The sequence below is a fragment of the Novosphingobium sp. MD-1 genome (assembly GCF_001014975.1).
In the GTDB taxonomy this organism is placed as follows: domain Bacteria; phylum Pseudomonadota; class Alphaproteobacteria; order Sphingomonadales; family Sphingomonadaceae; genus Novosphingobium.
Window position 1 is genome coordinate 60089 of the sequence record NZ_BBXA01000026.1, and the last position, 20232, is coordinate 80320.

Consider the following 20232-nt stretch of genomic DNA (forward strand, 5'->3'; position numbering starts at 1 on the left):
GCGCCGCAAGGGGTGGGGATACGAATTACCGCGCCCCCGCCCCGCCCGGCGCCGGGATAATCCGGGAATCAGGGCGCGAAGAAGCGCTGCTCCCAGCCGTAGACCGATTCCAGCGGATCGCCATTCTGGTCCAGCGCCGGGCGGAACCGGAAACGGTCGATGGCGAGGCGGCAGGTGATGCCATCCGCCTCGGGATCGCCGCTGTGCTTGCGCACCGTGCAGCCTTTCACCCGGCCATCGGTGCCGACGGTGAGCGCGACGATCACGCTGGTGCCCAGCCGGCTGGCGCGCGAGGCGGCGGGGTAATCGCGCGTGGAGGTGATGTCGCCGGCGATCTTGACCGCCCTCTGCGCCACAAAGCGCCCGCCCGCGCCGTCGCCGTTGCCGCCGCTGCCCGTGCCGCCGCCCGCCGTTCCCCCGCCGGTGCCAGCGCCCGCCGCGGTGGCGCCGGAGCGGGTATCGTTGCCCGTCGACGCGGCCGGCGCGGCCGGCGGCGCCGTGTTGGGGATTCTGGCGGGGGCGGCCACGATCTCGCGCGGTTTCGCCTTGCGGCCCGATGCCCCTTCCGCCCCTTCGGGCTCGGTGGTCGTGGCGGTCGCCGATGGTGGCGGGTTGTCGAGAGGAACGTCGTAAGCGGCCACGACAGATTCGAGCCCCGCCTCGCGCAGCACGGCGGGAAGGCCGCCGAACGCCCGCACCACCGCCCAGATCGCCACGGCGTGCAGCACGGCCACGCCCAGAGCTACGCCCAGCCGCGCCCGGCCATCCAGCCCCGGTGCCGCGTCGAAACGGGCCGGAGCGGAAGGGGCCGAGGGCGTCGGCGGGGTTGCGGGCGGACTCATGTTAATGCTGTGGACCCTCATATGTTAGTCACCCAATGGGATTGTATCCGTTTTCATCGCAATGCAGTATCCCTCCGGAACGGGGACGCGGCGACGACCGCCAGGGGAACAGACATGCGCGTGCTGGTGGTCGAAGATGAGCCGTTGCTCGCCATGATGCTGGAAGAAAGCCTGATCGATCTGGGGCATCAGGTGGTCGGGCCGGCCGCCAGCGCCGAACACGCGCTGAGGCTGCTGACGAACAACCCGGTGGAGGCGGCGCTGCTGGACTTCTCGCTGGGCAGCGACGGCAATTCGGTTCCCGTCGCGCTGCAGTTGCGCGACGCCGGCATTCCGTTCTGCTATCTCAGCGGCCATGCCACGCTGGATGCCGGCACGGGTGCGCCCGATGCGCCGCTGCTGTCCAAGCCGGTTTCGATGGCGGCTCTGGAAGACGCGCTGGCGCGGATGGCCTGAAGAGGCGGCCGGCCAGGATGCGGCCAGCCAGGATTTGGCCGGTCAGGATTCGAGCAGGCTGTCTCCGCGCGCAAGGCTGTACAGCCGCAGCCCGTGCGCCGCGGCGCGCTCCGCCGCCATGGTCGACGCCGCCGAGACCGTGACCAGTAGCGGAAAGCCCGCGATCACCGCCTTCTGCACCAGTTCGTAGCTGCACCGCGCGGTCAGCACGACGAAGCCCGTGGCGGGGGATAGCCCCTGGCGCGCCAGCGCGCCGATCAGCTTGTCGAAGGCGTTGTGGCGGCCGACATCCTCGCGCGCGGCCAGGATCGTGCCATCGGGCGCGCAGAACGCGGCGGCGTGGGCGGCGCGCGTCGCCTGGCCCAGCGGCTGATGGTCCGGCAGCGCGGCCAGCGCGGCGAACAGCGCCGTGTCCGCCACGTCGAGCCGGGCCGTAACCTGCGGCAGCGGGCGCAGCACCTGTTCCAGGCTTTCGATCCCGCACAGCCCGCAACTGCCCTCGGCCAGCCGCAGCCGTGCGCGATCGAGCAGCGGCGCGGCGCGGGACGGCGCGATCTGCACGCGCAGCATCCAGCCGCCACCGTCGATGGCGTGCGCGTCCGCCGACTCGAACTCGTCCGGCGCAGCAATGAGCTGTTCGGACAGGCAGAAGCCCAGCGCATAGTCTTCCAGATCGGTGGGCGTGGCCATCATCACGGCATAGCCGATGCCGTTGATCTCGATCGCGACCGGCGCTTCCACCGCCAGCGCGCGGTCGATCGCGCGCGGCGGGCGGCCATCGGCGAAATGTTCGCGAAACGGAAACGCGCGCGCGCCGTCCGGGCTGGACATCAGGACGCGGCGGCGGCGCCGTACTGCCCGGCCAGTCGGGCGAGGGCTTCGCGGACGACCGGGTCCAGCCTCGCGCCGTCAAGGGCGAAGGCCATGTGCTTCATGCGCGGCGTCCAGAAGTCCTGGATGTGCTGCGCCACCATGCCGACGGGATCGGGATCGAGCGCGAGGTTGCGGGCGATCTGGTTGACCATGTAGGCGAGCTTTTCCGGCGTGTGGCTGCTCATTCGGCAGCCTCCATCGCGCCGCCCTCGATCCGGCGCGAGCGGCGGGTCAGTTCCTCGTAGCCTTCCTGCCAGTCGGTGGGGCCGTTGCTGGGGGTGACCTGCACCGCCGTCACCTTGTATTCGGGGCAATTGGTGGCCCAGTCGGAATAGTCGGTGGTGACGACGTTGGCCTGCGTCGCCGGGTGGTGGAACGTGGTGTAGACGACGCCGGGCGCGACGCGGTCGGTCACCGTCACGCGCAGGGTAGTCTCGCCCGCGCGGCTGGCGAGGCGGACCCAGTCGCCCGACTTGACGCCCCGGTTCTCGGCGTCGGTCGGGTGCATTTCCAAGAGGTCCTCGGGATGCCAGGCGACGTTGGCGGTGCGCCGCGTCTGCGCGCCGACGTTGTAGTGCGAGAGGATGCGGCCGGTGGTCAGCAGCAGCGGAAAGCGCGGGCCGGTGCGTTCGTCGGTGGGCACGTAGTCGGTCACCACGAACTTGCCCTTGCCGCGCACGAAGCCATCGACGTGCATGATCGGCGATCCATCGGGCGCGGCGGCGTTGACCGGCCATTGCAGCGAGCCTTCGGCATCGAGCCGGGCATAGTTGACGCCGGAGAACGTGGGCGTCAGCCGCGCGATCTCGTCCATGATCTCGGACGGGTGGGTGTAGTTCCAGTCCAGCCCGATCGCGCGCGCCAGTTCCTGCGTGACCTGCCAGTCCTCGTATCCGTTAAGGGGTTCCATCACCTTGCGCACCGGCTGGATGCGGCGTTCGGCGTTGGTGAAGGTGCCGTTCTTTTCGAGGAAGCTCGATCCCGGCAGGAACACGTGGGCGTAGTTGGCGGTCTCGTTGAGGAACAGGTCGTGGACGATCACGCATTCCATCGCGGCGAGGCCGGCGGACACGTGCTTCGTGTCCGGGTCCGACTGGAGGATGTCCTCGCCCTGGATGTAGAGCGCCTTGAACACGCCGTCGGTGGCGGCATCGAGCATGTTGGGGATGCGCAGGCCCGGCTCGGGATCGATCTTCACGCCCCATTCGGCCTCGAACAGCGCGCGTGCGCCGGCATCGGAGACATGGCGATAGCCGGACAGTTCGTGCGGGAAGCTGCCCATGTCGCAGGCGCCCTGCACGTTGTTCTGCCCGCGCAGGGGGTTCACGCCCACGCCGCGACGGCCGATGTTGCCCGTCGCCATGGCGAGGTTGGCGATGGCCATGACGGTGGACGAACCCTGCGAATGCTCGGTCACGCCCAGGCCGTAATAAATGGCCCCGTTGCCGCCCGTGGCGAAAAGCCGCGCCGCGCCGCGCAAGGCTTCGGCGGGAACGCCGGTGACGGGTTCGAGGAATTCGGGGCTGTGCCGCGCGTCGGACACGAAATCGGCCCAGTGGCGGTATTCGTCCCAATCGCAGCGTGCGCGCACGAAGGCTTCGTCGGCGAGGCCTTCGGTGACGATGACGTGGGCCAGCGCGGTCAGCACGGCCACGTTGGTGCCGGGGCGCAGCGGCAGGTGGTAGTCCGCCGCGACATGGGGGCTGCGCACCAGATCGGTGCGGCGCGGATCGATCACGATCAGCTTCGCCCCCTGGCGCAGCCGCTTTTTCATGCGGCTGCCGAACACGGGGTGCCCGTCGGTGGGGTTGGCGCCGATCACCAGGATCACGTCCGAATCCTCGACCGAATCGAAGTCCTGCGTGCCGGCCGAGGTGCCGAACGTGGTCTTCAGGCCATAGCCGGTGGGCGAATGGCAGACGCGCGCGCAGGTATCGACGTTGTTGTTGCCGAACCCGGCGCGGATCAGCTTCTGGACGAGGAACGTCTCCTCGTTGGTGCAGCGGCTGGAAGTGATGCCGCCCAGCGCCTGCCGGCCGTACTTTTCCGAAATCCGCTTCAGTTCGCGCGCGGTGTGGCCCAGCGCCTCTTCCCAGCTCACTTCCCGCCAGGGTTCGTCGATGCTGGAGCGGATCATCGGCTTGAGAATGCGGTCCTGGTGCTGGGCATAGCCCCAGGCGAAGCGGCCCTTGACGCAGGAGTGGCCGCGGTTGGCCTTGCCGTCCTTCCACGGCACCATGCGCACGAGCTGTTCGCCGCGCATCTCGGCGCGGAAGGTGCAGCCCACCCCGCAATAGGCGCAGGTGGTGACGACGGCGCGTTCGGGCTTGCCGATCTCCTTGACCGCCTTTTCCTGCAGGGTGGCGGTGGGGCAGGCCTGGACGCAGGCCCCGCACGAGACGCATTCGGACGAGAGGAAGCTGTCCGAGGCGAGGCCGGCCGAGACTTTCGAGCCGAAGCCGCGCCCGTCGATGGTCAGCGCGAAGGTGCCTTGCACCTCCTCGCACGCGCGCACGCAGCGCGAACAGACGATGCACTTCGACGGATCGAAATCGAAATAGGGGTTGGACGTATCGGCCGGCTGATCGAGGTGGTTCTCGCCCGCATAGCCATAGCGCACGTCGCGCAGGCCGACTTGCGCCGCCGTATCCTGCAATTCGCAATCGTTGTTGGCGCTGCAGGTCAGGCAATCGAGCGGGTGGTCGGAAATATAGAGTTCCATCACCCCCTTGCGCAGCTTCTGCAGGCGCGGGGTCTGGGTGTGGACGCTCATCCCCTCGGCCACGGGCGTGGTGCAGGAGGCGGGCGTGCCGCGCATCCCGTCGATCTCGACCAGGCACATCCGGCACGAACCGAACTGCTTGACGTTGTCGGTGGCGCAGAGCTTGGGGATCGCGCCGCCGGTCAGCGCCGCCGCGCGCATCACGGTGGTGCCGGCGGGAACCGTGACCGCGCGCCCGTCTATGGTGCAGGTGACCTGCGTGTCGGAACGGACTTCCGGGGTGCCGAAATCGGCCTGACGCTCATAACCCATGGGATCGCCTCTCCGCGGACTCGAGGTCCGCCGGTGTATTGATATTAGCAGGAAGGACAGGGAGTTGCACGGCCCGCGCGCCGATCCGCCCGGCAAAGGCGCGCATCGAATGCGTGCCGGTGCCCGCCAGCATCGCATCGAGCGGCGCGCGGGCGCTGACCGGCCACAGTCCGATCACCGGCTGGTCCGCGCAATAGGCGGGCGAAGGAGCAAGATCGGCGGCCACGGTGCCGGCCAGCCCCGCCGCATCGACCGGGCAGGTCAGCACGGCGTCATAGCCGGCCTCTGCCGCGTGGTGCAGCGCCGCCGCGATCCCGCCGAGCGGCCCCATGCCGGGGCGCGGGCGGTCGGGCAGGGTCGGCACCGGGGCATCCTCGCGCCCTACCACCACCACCGCGTCGCACTGCGCCTGCAGCGCTTCCACCGCGCGGGCCAGCAGGGTGCGGCCATCGAGTTCGGCCAGCGCCTTGTCGCTGCCGAAGCGCGAGGACTGCCCGCCGGCCAGGACGGCGCCCAGGATCATGGCGTGCGAGACCGGGGTTGGCGCGCATACTTCGACAAGCTCAGCATGAGTGGAGCTGGGAATGAAATTATACCCCAAACCCGCTCGCCCTGAGCCTGTCGAAGGGCGCGCGCGACGTCGCCGCTCATTCGGCCGCGTCCGCCGAAGCCACCGTCCCAAAATCCGCTCCAAAGTCTTCCGGCCAGTGCCGTAGCGCGGACAGCACGGGATAGGGCGTGAACCCGCCCAGCGCGCAGAGCGAGCCGAACTTCATCGTCTCGCACAGGTCTTCGAGGAGGGTGATTTCCTCGGCCAGCGTGCGGGCGCCCTTGCGCGCGTTGTGCGTCTGGGGCAGCCGCTCGACGGCGTCGGCGGTGCGCGGGGCGCGGGCGCGGATGCGGTCGATCAGTTCCACCCCGCGCGTGCTGCCGATGCGGCAGGGCGTGCACTTGCCGCAGCTTTCCGCCGCGCAGAACGCCATGGCGAAGCGGGCCTGCGCGCTCATGTCGGCGGTATCGTCGAACACGGTGAGGCCGGCGTGGCCGATCAGCCCGTCGGCGGCGGCGAAGCTTTCGTAATCGAACGGCAGGTGGAAATCCGACGGCGGATGATAGGCGCCCAGCGGGCCGCCGACCTGCACCGCGCGCACCGGCCGGCCGCTGGCGGTGCCGCCGCCGACAGCGTTGACCAGTTCGCCCAGGGTGATGCCGAAGCCCACTTCGAACAGGCCGCCGTGCTTCACATTGCCGGCCAGCTGGATCGGCATCGTGCCTTTCGACCGGCCGAAGCCGACCGCCGCATAGGCCGTGCCGCCGTGCGCCAGGATCCATGGCACCGCCGCCAGCGTCAGCACGTTGTTGACCACGGTCGGCTTGCCGAACAGCCCTTCCAGCGCGGGCAGCGGCGGCTTGGCGCGCACTTCGCCGCGCTTGCCTTCCAGGCTGTTGAGCAGCGAGGTCTCCTCGCCGCAGACATAGGCGCCGGCGCCCGTGCGCACTTCCAGCACGAACGGCGCGATAATATGCGCGCAGGCCCGCACCGCCGCTTCCATCTTGGCGATGGCGTGCGGATATTCGCTGCGGATATAGACGTAGCCCCGGGTCGCGCCGACGGCATAGGCGGCGATCGCCATGCCCTCGATTAGCATGAAGGGATCGCCTTCCATCACCATGCGGTCGGCAAAGGTCGCGCTGTCGCCCTCGTCGGCGTTGCAGACCACGTACTTCTGCGCCGCCTTCGCCTTGGCCACGGTGATCCACTTGATCCCCGCCGGAAAGCCCGCGCCGCCGCGCCCGCGCAGGCCCGATGCGGTGACTTCGGCGATCGTCGCCTCGGCGCCGATGTCGTGCGCCTTGCGCAAGCCCGCCCAGCCGCCGCTGGCGGCGTAGTCGCCCAGGTTCAGCGGCCGGGTCTTGCCGGCGCGCGCGAAGGTGAAGCGCTGCTGGCGGGCGATGAAGGGATGGTCGGCGATCGGTCCGATGCCCAGCGGGCTGGTGCCTGTGAGCACGGCCGGCACGTCGTCCACCGTCAACGGGCCGAAGCCTTCCCCGTCGATCTCGGCGAGCGGTTCCAGCCAGTGCATCCCCCAGCTCGACACCCGTTCGACGGTGCAGCCGGCCTTCGCGAACGCGGCGGCGACTTCGTCGGCCCCGCAGGCCAGCGCCAGCGCGTCATCGGAAATGCGGACCGTAACCGTCATGCCAGCGACTCCACCAGCGCGGCGAGCTTCGCGCCATCTAGCCGCGCGTGGACCTTGTCGCCCACCATCGCGTTCGGCCCCACGCTGCACAGGCCCAGGCAATAGACCGTTTCGACCTTCACGCGGTTCTGCTCGGGCAGCGCCGCCGCCAGCGCTTCCACACCGCGCGCCTGGCAGGCCTCGGCCCGGCACAGCTTCAGCACCGGCCGCGCATCCGCCTCGGCATGGAAATCATGATAGAAGCTCACCACCCCGTGCACTTCGGCGCGGCTCAGGTTCAGCGCCGCCGCAATCGCGCGCTCCGCTTCTTCCGGAACGTGCCCGAACGCTGCCTGCACATCGTGCAGGATCGGGAGCAACGCCCCCTCACGCCCCGCGTGCGCCGCGATGATCTCTGCGAACCTCTCCATACGTCGTACCCTAATGCGCGGCGTTATTGTATGCAACACATACAAATGGGGGCAAGCGTGTCGCTCGCTGGCGGTCGCCTTAGCGCGATTTTCGCCATTTTGCACAGCCGATCGGAACGATACGATCTTCGAGCCATTTCGAAATGGTAACCGGTCTGCGGCATTGCGATAGCCGGCAAGCCGGTCCATGCGGACCTGCCGCAAGTCCTTCTTTCCAGTATCAGGGCACGATGAACCAGCCAGCATCTCCTTCCGTCCAGGATCTCATGACGCAATCGGGTGTCGCCTTCGGCACCAGCGGCGCGCGCGGGCTGGTCTCCGCGATGACCGACCGGGTCTGCTACGGCTATACCCAGGGCTTCCTGCTCTATCTGGCCGGGCTGGGCGAATTCGCGCCCGGCACGCAAGTGGCGCTGGCGGGCGACCTGCGCCCCAGCACGCCGCGCATTCTCGCCGCCTGCGCCGAAGCGGTGCGCGATCTGGGGGCGGAGCCGGTGTTCTGCGGCTATGTGCCGACGCCCGCGCTGGCGCTCCACGCCTTTGCCGAGGGCATCCCTTCGCTGATGGTGACGGGCAGCCACATCCCGGCCGACCGCAACGGAATCAAGTTCTACCGCCCCGCCGGCGAAGTGCTGAAGGACGACGAGGCCGGGATGAAGGAGCAGGCGGTGACGCTGCCCGATGGCAAGTTCACCGACGAGGGGATGCTCGCCGTGCCCGCGCCGCTGCCGGAGCCGGTCGATGTCGAGACCGCCTATCTCGCGCGTTATCGCGATTTCTTCGGCGCGGACGCGCTCGCCGGCCTGCGCATCGGGGTCTATCAGCATTCCGCCGTGGGGCGCGATATCGTGACCCGGATCGTCGAGGCGCTGGGCGCGGAAGCCGTGCCGCTGGGCCGCGCCGACAGCTTCATCCCGGTCGATACCGAGGCCGTGCGCCCCGAGGATATCGCGCTGGCGAAGGCGTGGGCCGCCGAACAGCCGCTCGACGCGATCGTGTCCACCGACGGCGATTCGGACCGGCCGTTGCTGGCCGACCATACCGGCACCTGGCTGCGTGGAGACGTGCTGGGCGTGCTCTGCGCGCGGGCGCTGGGGGCGGACCGCGTGGTCACGCCGGTCAGCAGCAACACCGTGCTGGAACGGTCGGGCAGCTTCGCCCACACGCTGCGCACGCGCATCGGATCGCCCTATGTGATCGCGGCGATGAACCAGGCGCGCGCGGACGGCGGCACGCGCGTCTGCGGGTACGAGGCGAACGGCGGCTTCCTGCTGGGCGATGCCATCGCGAAAGACGGCGCGACGCTGACCGCGCTGGCCACGCGCGATGCGGTGCTGCCGATGCTGGCGGTGATCCACGCGGCGCGGCCGGGCACGCTGACCGACCTGCTCGCCACCCTGCCGCCGCGCGTGACTTATTCCGATCGGTTGCAGGACTTCCCGGTCGAACACAGCAAGGCGCTGATCGCCGTGCTGACCGCGGGCGACGATGCCGCGCAGAAGGCGCGGGCTGAAGCCCTGTTCGGCCCCATTGCCGGACCGATCGCCACGATCGACCGGACCGACGGGTTCCGCATGACCTTTACCGGCGGCGCGGTGATCCACCTGCGCCCTTCGGGCAACGCGCCGGAACTGCGCTGCTATACCGAGGCCGACAGCGAGGCCGAGGCTACGGCGCTCAACCGCGGCGCGCTGGCGCTCCTGCTCGAACGGCGCCCCTGGGAGACGACAGGAGCGCCGGCAGGCGCCTGAAAATCCGCGCGCTTTCCACGCTGGACAACGCCCCGCTTTTTTTGAGGGCACCCCGGCGGCTTTTGGGTTAAGGGCGCGGGAATCAATCGCGTAAGGGAACCGCAGTATGCAGGACACCGCCATTCGCCCCGCAACCCGGCCGGCACCGCGCACCGACTGGACGCGCGAGGAGATCGCGGCGCTGTTCGACCTGCCGTTCACCGACCTGCTGTTCCGCGCGGCGGAAGCGCACCGGGCGCACCACCGGGCGGACGAGGTGCAGCTCTGCACGCTGCTTTCGATCAAGACCGGCGGCTGCCCCGAGGACTGCGGCTATTGCTCGCAATCGGCCTCCGCCGAAAGCGGCGTGAAGGCGACCAAGCTGATGGACGTGCAGGCCGTGCTGCAATCGGCGGCGCAGGCCAAGGACGCGGGGTCGCAGCGCTTCTGCATGGGCGCGGCTTGGCGCAACCCCAAGGACCGCGACATGCCGGCGATCATCGAGATGATCAAGGGCGTGCGCCAGATGGGCATGGAAACCTGCATGACGCTGGGGATGCTCACCCCGGCGCAGACCGCGCAGCTGGCGGACGCCGGCCTCGATTACTACAACCACAACATCGATACCTCGCCCGAACGGTACGAGGAGATCACCACCACCCGCACTTTCGCCGACCGTATCGATACGCTGGCGAACGTGCGCAACGCCGGGATCAACGTCTGTTCGGGCGGAATCGTGGGCATGGGCGAGACGCGGGCCGACCGCGTGGGCTTCATCCACGCGCTGGCCACGCTGCCCGCGCACCCGGAAAGCGTGCCGGTGAACGCGCTGGTGCCGATCAAGGGCACCGTGCTGGGCGACATGCTGGCCGATACGCCGCTGGCCAAGATCGACGATATCGAGTTCGTGCGCACCGTGGCGGTGGCGCGGATCACCATGCCGCTGAGCATGGTGCGCCTGTCCGCCGGGCGCGAAAGCATGTCGGACGCGACGCAGGCGCTGTGCTTCCTGGCCGGGGCCAATTCGATCTTCACCGGCGATCGCCTGCTGACCGCCGCCAACGCCGGCGACGATGCCGACGCGGCGCTGTTTGCCCGTCTTGGCCTCAAGCCGATGGAAGGCGAGGAACCGGCCCGCGCCGCGAAAGCCGAGCGCTCCTGCGCCGGAGCCTGCGCCGCCTGAACCGGAGCGCGGGATGGAGAGGGAAGCCAGGATCGATGCGGAGGGCGGCGACACGCTGAGCGCGGCGTCGCTGTGGCGCGTGCATTCGGCGGACCTTGCCGCGCTGGGCGAACGCGCGCGGCTGCGCGCGCTGGCGCCGCGCCGGGGCGTGGACTTCGCCTCGAACGATTACCTCGGCATGGCGCGCGCGCCACGCCTGGCGCAGGCGGTGGAACGCGCCGTCGCGCGCGGGGTGCCGCTGGGATCGGGCGGATCGCGCCTGCTGCGCGGCAACGATCCCGAGCACGAGGCGCTGGAGGCCGAAGCCGCCGCCTTCTTCGGCAGCGAAGCCGCGCTGTTCTTCTCCGCCGGCTATGCCGCCAACGCCGCGCTGCTGTCCACGCTGCCCCAGCGCGGCGATCTGATCGTCCATGACGAACTGGTCCACGCCTCGATGCACGAAGGCCTGCGGCTGACGCGCGCGACGGCCGTGGCGGCGGCGCACAACGATCCGCAGGCGTTCGACGACGCGGCGCGCGAATGGCGCGCGCGGGGCCACACCGGGCGCATCTGGCTCGCCTTCGAAACGCTCTATTCGATGGACGGCGATATCGCCCCGGTCGATGCCTTCGCCGAGGTGGCGCGGCGGCACGAGGCGATCATGTTCATCGACGAGGCCCACGCCACCGGCGTGTTCGGCCCAGACGGGCGCGGCCTGGCCGCCCATCTCGAAGGCCGGCCCGATACGATCGTGCTGCGCACCTGCGGCAAGGCCATGGGCTGCGAGGGCGCGCTGGTGCTTGGGCCACGGATCGTGCGCGAGTTCCTGGTCAACCGGGGCCGCGCCTTCATCTTCTCCACCGCGCCATCGCCGCTGGTCTGCGCCGCCGTGCGCGAGGCGATCCGGATGCTGGCGGACGAACCGCGCCGGCGCGACGACCTTACCGCGCTGGTCCGCCATGCCGAGCGCGCGCTGGCGCCGTTCGGCGTGGAACCCACCGGATCGCAGATCCTGCCGCTGATCCTGCACGAGGATGCGCGGACGATGCGCGTGGCGGAAGCCTTGCAGCAGGCCGGGTTCGACGTGCGCGGCATCCGCCCGCCCACCGTGCCGCAGGGCACCAGCCGCCTGCGCATCTCGCTGACGCTCAACGTTACCTGCGCGGACATCGACGCGCTCGCGCAGACACTAGGACGCGTGCTGGCATGACCCGCATCGTCGTCACCGGCACTGATACCGGCATCGGCAAGACGGTGTTTTCCGCCGCGCTCGCCGGGGCGCTGGGCGCGCATTACTGGAAGCCGGTGCAGTCCGGCCTGGAGGATGGCGCCGACCGCGATCACGTGGCCCGGCTGGGCGGGTTGCCCGCCGACCGGGTGCTGCCCGAAGCCTATCGCCTGACCACGCCCTGTTCCCCCCACCGCGCGGCCGAGATCGACGGGGTGGTGATCGATCCCGCGCGACTGGCGGTGCCCGCCGTGGACCCGCTGGTGATCGAGGGCGCGGGCGGCGCGCTGGTGCCGGTCACGCGCGGCACGACTTATGCCGATGTGTTTGCGTGGTGGAACCTGCCGACGGTGATCGTCGCGCGGACGGAGCTGGGCACGATCAACCACAGCCTGATGACGATCGAGGTGCTACGCGGGCGGGGCGTGCCGGTGCTGGGCGTGGCCTTCGTGGGCGATGGCAACGAGGACAGCGAGGCGACGATCGCGGCGATGGGGCAAGTGCGGCGGCTGGGGCGGCTGCCGCGCCTGGCCGAACTGAAGGCGCAGACGGTGGCCGCCGCCTTCGCCACGCATTTCCGCATCGAGGACTTCCGGTGAGCGAATCGCCCGTCTGGCATCCGTTCTGGCAACACGGGCTAGGCCAACCGGTCACCCGCGTCACCCGCGCGGAAGGGGCGGCGCTTTATACCGCCGAGGGCCGCCGCGTGATCGACGCGGTATCGAGCTGGTGGGTGACCACGCACGGCCACTGCCACCCGCGCATCGTCGAGGCGATCCGCGATCAGGCGGGGCAGATCGACCAGCTGATCTTCGCCGGCTGGACGCACGATCCGGCGGAAGACGTGGCGCGCGGCCTCATCGAAATCCTGCCGGCGGAACTGACCCGGGTGTTCTTTTCCGACAGCGGCTCCACCTCGGTCGAAGTCGCGCTGAAGATGGCGCTGGGCTTCTGGGCGCACAGTGGCGAACCGCGCCACCGCATCCTGGTGATGGAGCACAGCTACCACGGCGACACCATCGGCGCGATGTCGGTGGGGGAGCGCGGGGTCTATAACGCGCCCTACGATCCGCTGCTGTTCGACGTGGGCCGCATTCCGTTCCCGGTGGGCGACGGGGCGAACACGATCGAAGCGCTCGAAGCGGCCTGCCGCGAAAGGCCGGCCGCCTTCATCGTCGAACCGCTGGTGCTCGGCGCCGGGGGCATGATGATGTACGGCGCGGGCGTGCTGGCGGGGATGGCCGATGTCTGCCGCCGCCACGGCGTGCTGTTCATCGCCGACGAGGTGATGACCGGCTGGGGCCGCACCGGCACGCTGCTGGCCTGCGAACAGGCGGGCGTGGTGCCCGACATCCTGTGCCTGGCCAAGGGGCTGACCGGCGGATCGATGCCGCTGGCGGTGACGCTGGCGCGCGAGCCGATCTTCCAGGCACACTGGTCCACCGACCGCGCGAAGACGTTCTACCATTCGTCGAGCTATACCGCGAACCCGATCGCCTGCGCCGCCGCGCGCGCCAATCTGGCGATCTGGCGCGAGGAGCCGGTGCGGGAGCGCATCGCCACGCTGGGCGCGCGCCAGCAGGCGGGGCTGGACCGGCTGGCCGCGCTGCCCGGCATTCGCAACCCGCGCCGCTGCGGCACGATCATCGCGCTGGACGTGGAAGACCCCGCCGGCGGCTATCTTTCCGCACTGGCGCCGCGCCTGATGGCGCTGTTCCGCGAAGCCGGCGTGCTGCTGCGCCCGCTGGGCAACACGATCTACGTGATGCCGCCCTACTGCATTTCCGCCGAAGACCTGACGCGGGTCCACGATGCGATCGCCGACGCGGTGGCGGTGGTGCTGCGGGGCTGAACAGGTCGCTTATCAAGCGATGGCGCGCTGCCCACCCCCAACCCCTCCCGCATGCGGGAGGGGAGCGAGGCTTGCGCCGCCGCAGGCGGCGTTAGCCGCAGCGGGGTGGGCATTCCACGCGCCGCAAGCGCCGCCGCCAAGAAGGCCATTGCATTGTGCGCCGCACGCGGCACTCTGGCGGTACGAGCCACGGGGCCACAGGGGAAAGCCATGACCGACGATCTTGCAGGCACCGTTTCGCGCCGGATGCTGATGCGCGGCGCGCTGGGCGCGGCGGCCGCGCTGCCGCTTTCGGCGCACCTTGCCCCCGCGCGGGCGCAACCGGCGATGCCGCTGCCGCCACAGGACCCGGCGGGGATGATCGCCTCGCTGACCGACGGCGTGTTCATCAACGCCAACGAGAACCCGCTCGGCCCCGGCGAAAGCGCGTTGCGGGCGCTGGCCGGGCTGGAAAAGCTGGGCGGGCGCTATGGCTTTCCGCTGTCCGCGCGGCTTGCCACGCTGTTCGCCGCGCAGAACGGGCTGAAGGCGGAGAATATTGCCATCCACCCCGGCTCGTTCGCGCCGCTGCGCAACGCGATGCTGGCCTTTTCCGGCAAGGACCGGCCGATCGCCTATGCCGAACCGACCTTTTCGGACGGGTTCTACGGCGCCAATGGCCAGCCGGTGACGCGCGCCGTCACCGTGCCGCTGGCCGGCGATTTCGCGCTCGACGTGCGCGCGCTGCTGGCCGCCGCGCCCGATGCCGGCTTGTTCTACATCTGCAATCCCAACAACCCCACCGGCCTCGTCACTCCGCGCGCGGACATCGAATGGCTGCTGGCCAACAAGCCCGCCGGATCGCTGCTGCTGATCGACGAGGCCTATATCCATTACAGCGACCGCGCGCAGTCGTGCCTCGATCTGGTGGCCAAGGGCGCGGACGTGCTGGTGCTGCGCACATTCTCGAAGATCTATGGCCTCGCCGGCCTGCGCCTGGGCCTCGTCGCCGCGCGGCGCGACCTGCTCGACCGGTTGATGGACTATGGCGTGAACATCCCGCCGATGCCGGCGGTGATCGCGGCCGAGGCCAGCCTGCTCGATCCCGCGCTGGTCCCCGCGCGCAAGGCCTATACCGCCGCCGTGCGCAACGATGTGTTCGCCTGGCTGAAGGAACGCGGCATCCGCACCCTGCCGTCGGAAACCAGCTTCGCCATGCTCCACGTCGGCCGGCCGGGCGAGGAAGTGCAGGCGGCCCTGGCGCGCGAGCGCGTGTTCACCTCGGGATCGCGCAAGCACATGCCCGACTGGATGCGGATCAGCTTCGGCACGCCGGCGGAAATGGCGGCGTTCAAGACGGCCTTCGCCAAGGTGATGGGGCTGAAGGCGTAGGGAGAAGTATTCGCTTTCGACGCCTTTGCGCTTAAACCGGCCTTTCCGGACGTGGCGCGATCGCGGACATGCCGAAAGTTAAGCAGACAGCAATCCATAGCTGCGATGGTTGGCGACGATGATCGACGTGCGAAATTTTCTGCTTACGGCAACACGCCATCTGTCACGGCCAGCACGGTCGTCCCTTTCCGAACACTGCAATGGAAACGCGCCGCACAGAATGCGGTCATGGAGTTGCTGGACGACTTTCGGTAGGCTGGAATGCGATACGGTTTACTGGTCCGCTGAACTGCCTTGGGAGTCAGAGCTACATGAAACATCGGTTGCTGACGGAAGCTGTTGGGGCCAGCCATTCCGCTACCGAGAAATTGCGCATGTCATTATTCCGCGCACCTTTCTTGAGGAGCCTTGGTCGGCCGACGGCACCTTTACGCAATGGGACCATGAGCAGGATATCGAAGGTCTGTCCAAGGCTCTGGATTTGGAAGGCATCAATCACAACCTGCTGCAATTCTGTCTCGAGTTGAAGCTGTACTAGCCCTCTCCGGTGCGATGGCGGCCTTGACCACAAGGAGCCCCGTTCGTCCTGAGCCTGTCGAAGGACGCGCGATACGGTTGGGCCTTGAAGCGGTTGCCCACGCGAAGGCGAGCATCGCGCGCGTCCTTCGACAGGCTCAGGACGAACGGATGGGGAGTGGGTGCTACTGCGCCGGCGCCACCGCCGGCAGCGGCACGCGCCGCACGGTGAGGATCTTCACCGGCTTTTCCAGCATCTGCCCGCGCATCGCGCCCTCACCCAGCGTTTGCGACAGCGGCGAATCCCAGATCTTGCGCACCACGTCCATGCCCGAGACGACGTTGCCGAACGCGGCATAGCCCGCCTGCGCTTCGGGGTTGGCGGAGGCGGGATCGGCGTCCAGACCGGCGATGTCGGACAGCATGATCGAGAAATCGCCCGTCGCCGTGCCCGGCGCGCCGCGCGCCATGGAGATCGCCCCGGCCTTGTGCAGCACGCCGGTGACGTTCGTCGGCTCGTGCGCGATCGGCTTCAGCACGCGCTTGGGATCGCCGCGCACGCCGGCCTGGATCAGCCCGTTGGGCTGTTCACCCCAGGCAAGGTGCATCGCGCGGTAGAACACAACGCCATCGAACCGCTTCTGATCGACATAGCGCAGGAAATTGGCGGTGGTGACGGGCGCGTGCTTGCCATCGAGATCGAGCACGATCGCGCCGAGTTCGGTGTTGATCGCCACGCGCACGGTATCGGCCAGGGGGATTTCCGCCGGCGGGCGGGCTGGGCGCGCGGGCGCCTTGGCGCGATGCGGCGCGGCGGCGGTGAGCGCGAGGAACACGGGCAGGGCGGCAAGCACGAATCGGCGGTTCATGAACCGAACCTAACGCCATGCCGGGCAGCGACGCCAGTCTCCCCGTTTGCCAGTCTCCCCGTTGCCTGCACCGCCCGTCTGGCGCTAGGGTGGACGCATGGTGCCAGACGCGATGATAGAGAACAGTGCGACCGCCGCGGTGCTGACCGATCCACGCCAGCCGGACAACCCGATCGTTTCCTGCAACGCGGCGTTCATCCGCCTGACGGGCTATGCGCGCGAGGAGATCATCGGCCGCAACTGCCGCTTCCTGCGGGGGGCGGGGACCGAGGTGGAACTGACCGACACGTTGCGCGCGGCGGTCGTCGCCCGCCAGCCCGCGCTCGTGGAAATCCGCAACTACCGCAAGGACGGCACGCCGTTCCGCAACGCGGTGATGATCGCGCCGATCTTCAACGCGGATGGCGAGGTCGAATACTTCCTCGGCTCGCAGATGGAAGTGCCGGACGAAGGCGCGAAGGCCGCTCCCGGCGAGGGCACGCATGCCGCCGCGCGCCAGCGGATCGACGCGCTGACCGATCGCCAGCGCGAAATCCTGCTGGAAATGGCGCGGGGCAAGCTGAACAAGCAGATCGCCTGGGATCTTGGCCTGTCGGAACGCACGATCAAGATGCACCGCGCCGCGATGTTCCGCGCGCTGGGCGTGAAGACAAGTGCCGACGCCATCCGCGTGGCGGTGGAGGCGGGGTACTAGGCGGCGCCCGCGTCGCCTGGAGCGGGAGCACATCGCCCTCCCTCGTCATTGCGAGGGGCACCGCCCCGAAGCAATCCAGAGCGGCTAGCGGGGCACTGGATTGCTTCGCTGCGCTCGCAATGACGAAAGCGGGCTAAACGGAAGTCCGGCTGCCCGCTTGGCCCGCGTCCTTCTCCGCCGCGGCGGCGAGGCGCGGGGCGATCATGGCGCAGGCGATCAGCTGGAACTGGTGGAACAGCATCACCGGCAGCAGCACGATGCCGACTTGCGCCGGCGCGAACAGCACGCCGGCCATCGGCACGCCGCTGGCCAGGCTTTTCTTGGAGCCGCAGAACAGCAGCACCGCCGCATCCGCGCGCGGCAGCTTCATCGCGCGGCCGAGCAGCGTGGTGAGCAGCAGCGCGATCCCCAGCAGCACGACGCACAGTATCGACAGCACCACGAGGCTTTCCGGCGAGACGCGCTGCCACAGCCCTTCGACCACCGCCGCGCCGAACGCCGAATAGACCACCAGCAGGATGGAGCCGCGATCGACCCGGCCCACCAGCGCCTTGTGCCGGGCAACGAAGGCGCCGACCCACGGGCGCAGCAGATGCCCGACCACGAAGGGCAGCAGCAGTTGCAACAGGATCGTTTCGACCGACTGCCACGAAATGCCGCCGGTGGTTCCCCCCATCAGCAGCGCGACCAGCGCCGGGGTGGCGAAGATGCCCACGAAGTTCGAGAACGAGGCGGCGCAGACCGCCGCCGCCACGTTGCCGCGCGCGATCGCGGTGAAGGCGATCGAGGACTGCACCGTGGAGGGCAGCAGCGTCAGGAACAGCAGGCCCGTGGCGAAGGCCGGCGGCACGAAGGGCAGCTTGCCGAAGGCCAGCCCCAGCGCGGGAAACAGCGCGAACGTTACCCCCAGCGTGGCGAGGTGCAGCTTCCAGTTGCGCATCCCGTCCCAGATCGCCTCGCGCGAGAGCTTGGCGCCGTGGAGGAAGAACAGCAGGACGATGCCGGCGTCCGCCGCCTTTTCCGCGACCGTGGCCCACTGCCCCCGCGCCGGCAGCACGCTGGCAAGGAGGACAGTGCCCAGCAGCGCGAGGATGAACGGTTCGACAAGGGCGGCGAGCTTGCGGATCATGGCGGCCAGATGCGCGCGGGCGCGGTTCCTGTCCAGTGCCAACCGGCGGCCAGTCCGTGCCTGCTTGCTGTCACGCCCGTTTCAAACTTCGCGCCTAGCGCGGCATTCCGGCGTAGCATGCGAATCGGGACTGGAGACAAGGCATGAAAATCAACCGTCGTTCCGCGCTGGGCATGTTTGGGTCCGGCGCGATTCTGCCAGCGTTCGCCGCCGAAGCCGCCGCGCCGAAAGCGGCGTTCCTGCACGGCGTGGCCAGCGGCGATCCCACGACCACGGGCGCGATCCTGTGGACGCGCGTTACCCCGGACGATGCCGCCGCCACTGCGCCCATCCCGGTGCGCTGGCACGTGGCGGCGAGCGAGGGCGGCACGCCGGTGGAAAGCGGCGCGGCCGACGCGCGCGGGGCGCGCGATTTCACGGTGAAGGTGGAGCCGGCCACGCTGCAGGCGGGCACCGATTACTGGTACTGGTTCGAGCTGGCCGATGGCACCCGCTCGCCCACCGGCCGCTTCCGCACGCTGCCCCGGGGCGCGACCGCGGACGTGGTCTTCGCGGTGGTGACTTGCCAGCTCTATCCCGGCGGGTTCTTCAACGCCTATGACGCGCTGGCCAGGCGCGACCGGCTGGACGCGGTGATCCACCTGGGCGATTACATCTACGAATACGGCGCGGACGGCTATGGCGCGGCGATCGGGCGGAAAATCGGCCGGATCGTGGAGCCGGCGCACGAAGTGGTGACGCTGGCCGACTACCGCGCGCGCCACGCCTTCTACAAGCGCGATCCGATGCTGCAGGCCGCCCACGCCCGCGCCGCGTTCATCTGCGTGTGGGACGATCACGAAACCGCGAACGACAGCTGGATCGGCGGCGCGGAAAACCACCAGCCCGCCACCGAGGGCGACTGGGGCAAGCGCAAGGCGGCGGCGATGCAGGCCTATTTCGAATGGCTGCCGATCCGCGATCCCCGGCCGGGCCAGCCGTGGGAAGCGATCAACCGCAGCTTCGCCTTCGGCGATCTGGCCACGCTGCTGATGGTGGAAACGCGACTGCTGGCGCGCAGCCATCAGGCGGAACATAAGGACGGGGTGCCGGCCGCCGAGGACATCGCCGCCGTGCTGGCGGAGCGCAACCGCCCGGACCGCGAGATGCTGGGCGAACCGCAGCGCGCCTGGGTGGAGCGCGAGCTGGCCGGGTCGGTCAAGGCGGGCACGCCCTGGCAGGTGATCGGCAACCAGGTGAACATGGGCCGGATCAACGGCCCCGATCTGGACAAGCAGTTCGGGCCGGACAAGGCGGCGGCGATGCTGGCGGCGATGTCGCCCCGCGCGCGGCGGCGGGCGGAAGCCGCGCAGGCCGGCTACCGCGCCGGGGTGCCGTTCAACCTCGATGCGTGGGACGGCTATCCGGCGGCGCGCGAGCGGCTCTATGCCAGCTTCCGCCGCGCCGGCAGCGAACCGCTGGTGCTGGCGGGCGACAGCCATGCCTTCTGGGCGACCAACCTGGCGGACGACGCCGGCAACGCGGTGGCCGTGGAATTCGGCACCTCGTCGATCACCAGCCCCTCGATCGGCGACGAGATGCCGGCGGTGCCGCTGGCCGAGATGCTGCGCGAAGCCAGCCCCGAAGTGGTGTTCTGCGACCAGCGCGCCAAGGGCTATGTCCTGCTGACGCTGACGCCCGCGCAGGCCGTGGCCGACTACCTGGCCGTCTCCACCGTGCTGGAGCCGCGCTATACCGAAAGCCGGCTGGTGCGCTTCACCGTGGCGGCCGGGGCGAAAGGGCGCAAGCTGGCGGCGGGATAGAGGCGGACGGCATCCGCATCGTCATTGCGAGCGTAAGCGAAGCAATCCAGTGCCCCGCGTGCC

Annotated in this window: 18 protein-coding genes; 9 read left to right on the top strand and 9 right to left on the bottom strand. The window is 69.5% G+C overall.

Going from position 1 to position 20232, the window contains the following annotated elements; genetic code table 11:
* Positions 1-68: 68 nt before the first annotated feature.
* Positions 69-842, bottom strand: coding sequence for a TonB family protein (locus tag NMD1_RS08815; protein WP_233497455.1), 774 nt, complete (start codon positions 840-842; stop codon positions 69-71).
* A 114-nt stretch (positions 843-956) separates the two neighbouring features.
* On the opposite strand from NMD1_RS08815, the gene NMD1_RS08820 reads away from it, so the two are divergent.
* The gene (locus NMD1_RS08820; protein WP_158453931.1) at positions 957-1298 is read left to right on the top strand and encodes a response regulator; all 342 of its coding nucleotides are present in this window, start codon (positions 957-959) and stop codon (positions 1296-1298) included.
* Between the two features lie 42 nt (positions 1299-1340).
* On the opposite strand, the gene fdhD is transcribed toward NMD1_RS08820, so the two are convergent.
* The 6 genes from fdhD to NMD1_RS08850 form a co-directional block, all read right to left on the bottom strand.
* Entirely contained in the window at positions 1341-2129 is a 789-nt protein-coding gene (gene fdhD, locus NMD1_RS08825) for a formate dehydrogenase accessory sulfurtransferase FdhD (protein WP_125954442.1), read from the bottom strand.
* Positions 2129-2356: a formate dehydrogenase subunit delta gene (locus NMD1_RS08830; protein ID WP_125954443.1), complete on the bottom strand. Its 228-nt coding sequence runs from the start codon at positions 2354-2356 to the stop codon at positions 2129-2131. Before NMD1_RS08830 ends, fdhD begins: the two co-directional genes overlap by 1 nt.
* Positions 2353-5205, bottom strand: a complete 2853-nt coding sequence (gene fdhF / locus NMD1_RS08835) for a formate dehydrogenase subunit alpha (protein ID WP_125954444.1) — start codon at positions 5203-5205, stop codon at positions 2353-2355. The genes NMD1_RS08830 and fdhF overlap by 4 nt, the downstream gene beginning before the upstream one ends.
* Positions 5195-5728, bottom strand: a complete 534-nt coding sequence (locus NMD1_RS08840; RefSeq protein WP_125954445.1) for a molybdenum cofactor guanylyltransferase — start codon at positions 5726-5728, stop codon at positions 5195-5197. The genes fdhF and NMD1_RS08840 overlap by 11 nt, the downstream gene beginning before the upstream one ends.
* Before the next feature lie 124 nt (positions 5729-5852).
* Complete coding sequence (locus NMD1_RS08845; RefSeq protein ID WP_125954446.1) at positions 5853-7406, bottom strand: NADH-ubiquinone oxidoreductase-F iron-sulfur binding region domain-containing protein; 1554 nt, start codon at positions 7404-7406, stop codon at positions 5853-5855.
* Positions 7403-7816 (bottom strand): NAD(P)H-dependent oxidoreductase subunit E, encoded by a 414-nt coding sequence (locus tag NMD1_RS08850; protein WP_124809684.1) that lies wholly within the window; start codon positions 7814-7816, stop codon positions 7403-7405. The genes NMD1_RS08845 and NMD1_RS08850 overlap by 4 nt, the downstream gene beginning before the upstream one ends.
* Positions 7817-8082: 266 nt before the next feature.
* Between NMD1_RS08850 and NMD1_RS08855 the strand changes: the two genes are divergently transcribed.
* From NMD1_RS08855 to NMD1_RS08880, 6 genes are all read left to right on the top strand, one after another.
* Positions 8083-9567: a phosphomannomutase gene (locus tag NMD1_RS08855; RefSeq protein ID WP_125954447.1), complete on the top strand. Its 1485-nt coding sequence runs from the start codon at positions 8083-8085 to the stop codon at positions 9565-9567.
* A 106-nt stretch (positions 9568-9673) separates the two neighbouring features.
* Complete coding sequence (gene bioB, locus NMD1_RS08860) at positions 9674-10729, top strand: biotin synthase BioB (protein WP_125954448.1); 1056 nt, start codon at positions 9674-9676, stop codon at positions 10727-10729.
* 13 nt (positions 10730-10742) lie between these two features.
* Positions 10743-11918, top strand: coding sequence for an 8-amino-7-oxononanoate synthase (locus tag NMD1_RS08865; protein WP_125954449.1), 1176 nt, complete (start codon positions 10743-10745; stop codon positions 11916-11918).
* Positions 11915-12535, top strand: coding sequence for a dethiobiotin synthase (gene bioD, locus NMD1_RS08870; RefSeq protein ID WP_125954450.1), 621 nt, complete (start codon positions 11915-11917; stop codon positions 12533-12535). Before NMD1_RS08865 ends, bioD begins: the two co-directional genes overlap by 4 nt.
* Complete coding sequence (locus NMD1_RS08875; RefSeq protein WP_125954451.1) at positions 12532-13788, top strand: adenosylmethionine--8-amino-7-oxononanoate transaminase; 1257 nt, start codon at positions 12532-12534, stop codon at positions 13786-13788. Before bioD ends, NMD1_RS08875 begins: the two co-directional genes overlap by 4 nt.
* A gap of 210 nt (positions 13789-13998) precedes the next feature.
* Positions 13999-15159: an aminotransferase class I/II-fold pyridoxal phosphate-dependent enzyme gene (locus NMD1_RS08880; RefSeq protein ID WP_125954452.1), complete on the top strand. Its 1161-nt coding sequence runs from the start codon at positions 13999-14001 to the stop codon at positions 15157-15159.
* A 701-nt stretch (positions 15160-15860) separates the two neighbouring features.
* On the opposite strand, the gene NMD1_RS08885 is transcribed toward NMD1_RS08880, so the two are convergent.
* The gene (locus tag NMD1_RS08885; RefSeq protein WP_125954453.1) at positions 15861-16544 is read right to left on the bottom strand and encodes a peptidylprolyl isomerase; all 684 of its coding nucleotides are present in this window, start codon (positions 16542-16544) and stop codon (positions 15861-15863) included.
* A 97-nt stretch (positions 16545-16641) separates the two neighbouring features.
* Between NMD1_RS08885 and NMD1_RS08890 the strand changes: the two genes are divergently transcribed.
* On the top strand, positions 16642-17238 hold the full coding sequence (locus NMD1_RS08890; RefSeq protein WP_125954454.1) for a LuxR C-terminal-related transcriptional regulator: 597 nt from the start codon (positions 16642-16644) through the stop codon (positions 17236-17238).
* A gap of 133 nt (positions 17239-17371) precedes the next feature.
* On the opposite strand, the gene NMD1_RS08895 is transcribed toward NMD1_RS08890, so the two are convergent.
* Positions 17372-18367, bottom strand: a complete 996-nt coding sequence (locus tag NMD1_RS08895) for a bile acid:sodium symporter family protein (RefSeq protein WP_125954566.1) — start codon at positions 18365-18367, stop codon at positions 17372-17374.
* A 143-nt stretch (positions 18368-18510) separates the two neighbouring features.
* Here NMD1_RS08895 and NMD1_RS08900 point away from each other — a divergent pair, with 143 nt between their 5' ends.
* Positions 18511-20169 (top strand): alkaline phosphatase, encoded by a 1659-nt coding sequence (locus tag NMD1_RS08900; protein WP_125954455.1) that lies wholly within the window; start codon positions 18511-18513, stop codon positions 20167-20169.
* Positions 20170-20232 lie beyond the last annotated feature (63 nt).

What these genes read in the sequence shown, in the direction of transcription:
- NMD1_RS08815 (WP_233497455.1), bottom strand. Translation starts at nt 842, where the DNA reads ATGAGTCCGCCCGCAACCCCGCCGACGCCCTCGGCCCCTTCCGCTCCG.
- NMD1_RS08820 (WP_158453931.1), top strand. Translation starts at nt 957, where the DNA reads ATGCGCGTGCTGGTGGTCGAAGATGAGCCGTTGCTCGCCATGATGCTG.
- fdhD (WP_125954442.1), bottom strand. Translation starts at nt 2,129, where the DNA reads ATGTCCAGCCCGGACGGCGCGCGCGCGTTTCCGTTTCGCGAACATTTC.
- NMD1_RS08830 (WP_125954443.1), bottom strand. Translation starts at nt 2,356, where the DNA reads ATGAGCAGCCACACGCCGGAAAAGCTCGCCTACATGGTCAACCAGATC.
- fdhF (WP_125954444.1), bottom strand. Translation starts at nt 5,205, where the DNA reads ATGGGTTATGAGCGTCAGGCCGATTTCGGCACCCCGGAAGTCCGTTCC.
- NMD1_RS08840 (WP_125954445.1), bottom strand. Translation starts at nt 5,728, where the DNA reads ATGATCCTGGGCGCCGTCCTGGCCGGCGGGCAGTCCTCGCGCTTCGGC.
- NMD1_RS08845 (WP_125954446.1), bottom strand. Translation starts at nt 7,406, where the DNA reads ATGACGGTTACGGTCCGCATTTCCGATGACGCGCTGGCGCTGGCCTGC.
- NMD1_RS08850 (WP_124809684.1), bottom strand. Translation starts at nt 7,816, where the DNA reads ATGGAGAGGTTCGCAGAGATCATCGCGGCGCACGCGGGGCGTGAGGGG.
- NMD1_RS08855 (WP_125954447.1), top strand. Translation starts at nt 8,083, where the DNA reads ATGACGCAATCGGGTGTCGCCTTCGGCACCAGCGGCGCGCGCGGGCTG.
- bioB (WP_125954448.1), top strand. Translation starts at nt 9,674, where the DNA reads ATGCAGGACACCGCCATTCGCCCCGCAACCCGGCCGGCACCGCGCACC.
- NMD1_RS08865 (WP_125954449.1), top strand. Translation starts at nt 10,743, where the DNA reads ATGGAGAGGGAAGCCAGGATCGATGCGGAGGGCGGCGACACGCTGAGC.
- bioD (WP_125954450.1), top strand. Translation starts at nt 11,915, where the DNA reads ATGACCCGCATCGTCGTCACCGGCACTGATACCGGCATCGGCAAGACG.
- NMD1_RS08880 (WP_125954452.1), top strand. Translation starts at nt 13,999, where the DNA reads ATGACCGACGATCTTGCAGGCACCGTTTCGCGCCGGATGCTGATGCGC.
- NMD1_RS08885 (WP_125954453.1), bottom strand. Translation starts at nt 16,544, where the DNA reads ATGAACCGCCGATTCGTGCTTGCCGCCCTGCCCGTGTTCCTCGCGCTC.
- NMD1_RS08890 (WP_125954454.1), top strand. Translation starts at nt 16,642, where the DNA reads ATGGTGCCAGACGCGATGATAGAGAACAGTGCGACCGCCGCGGTGCTG.
- NMD1_RS08895 (WP_125954566.1), bottom strand. Translation starts at nt 18,367, where the DNA reads ATGATCCGCAAGCTCGCCGCCCTTGTCGAACCGTTCATCCTCGCGCTG.
- NMD1_RS08900 (WP_125954455.1), top strand. Translation starts at nt 18,511, where the DNA reads ATGAAAATCAACCGTCGTTCCGCGCTGGGCATGTTTGGGTCCGGCGCG.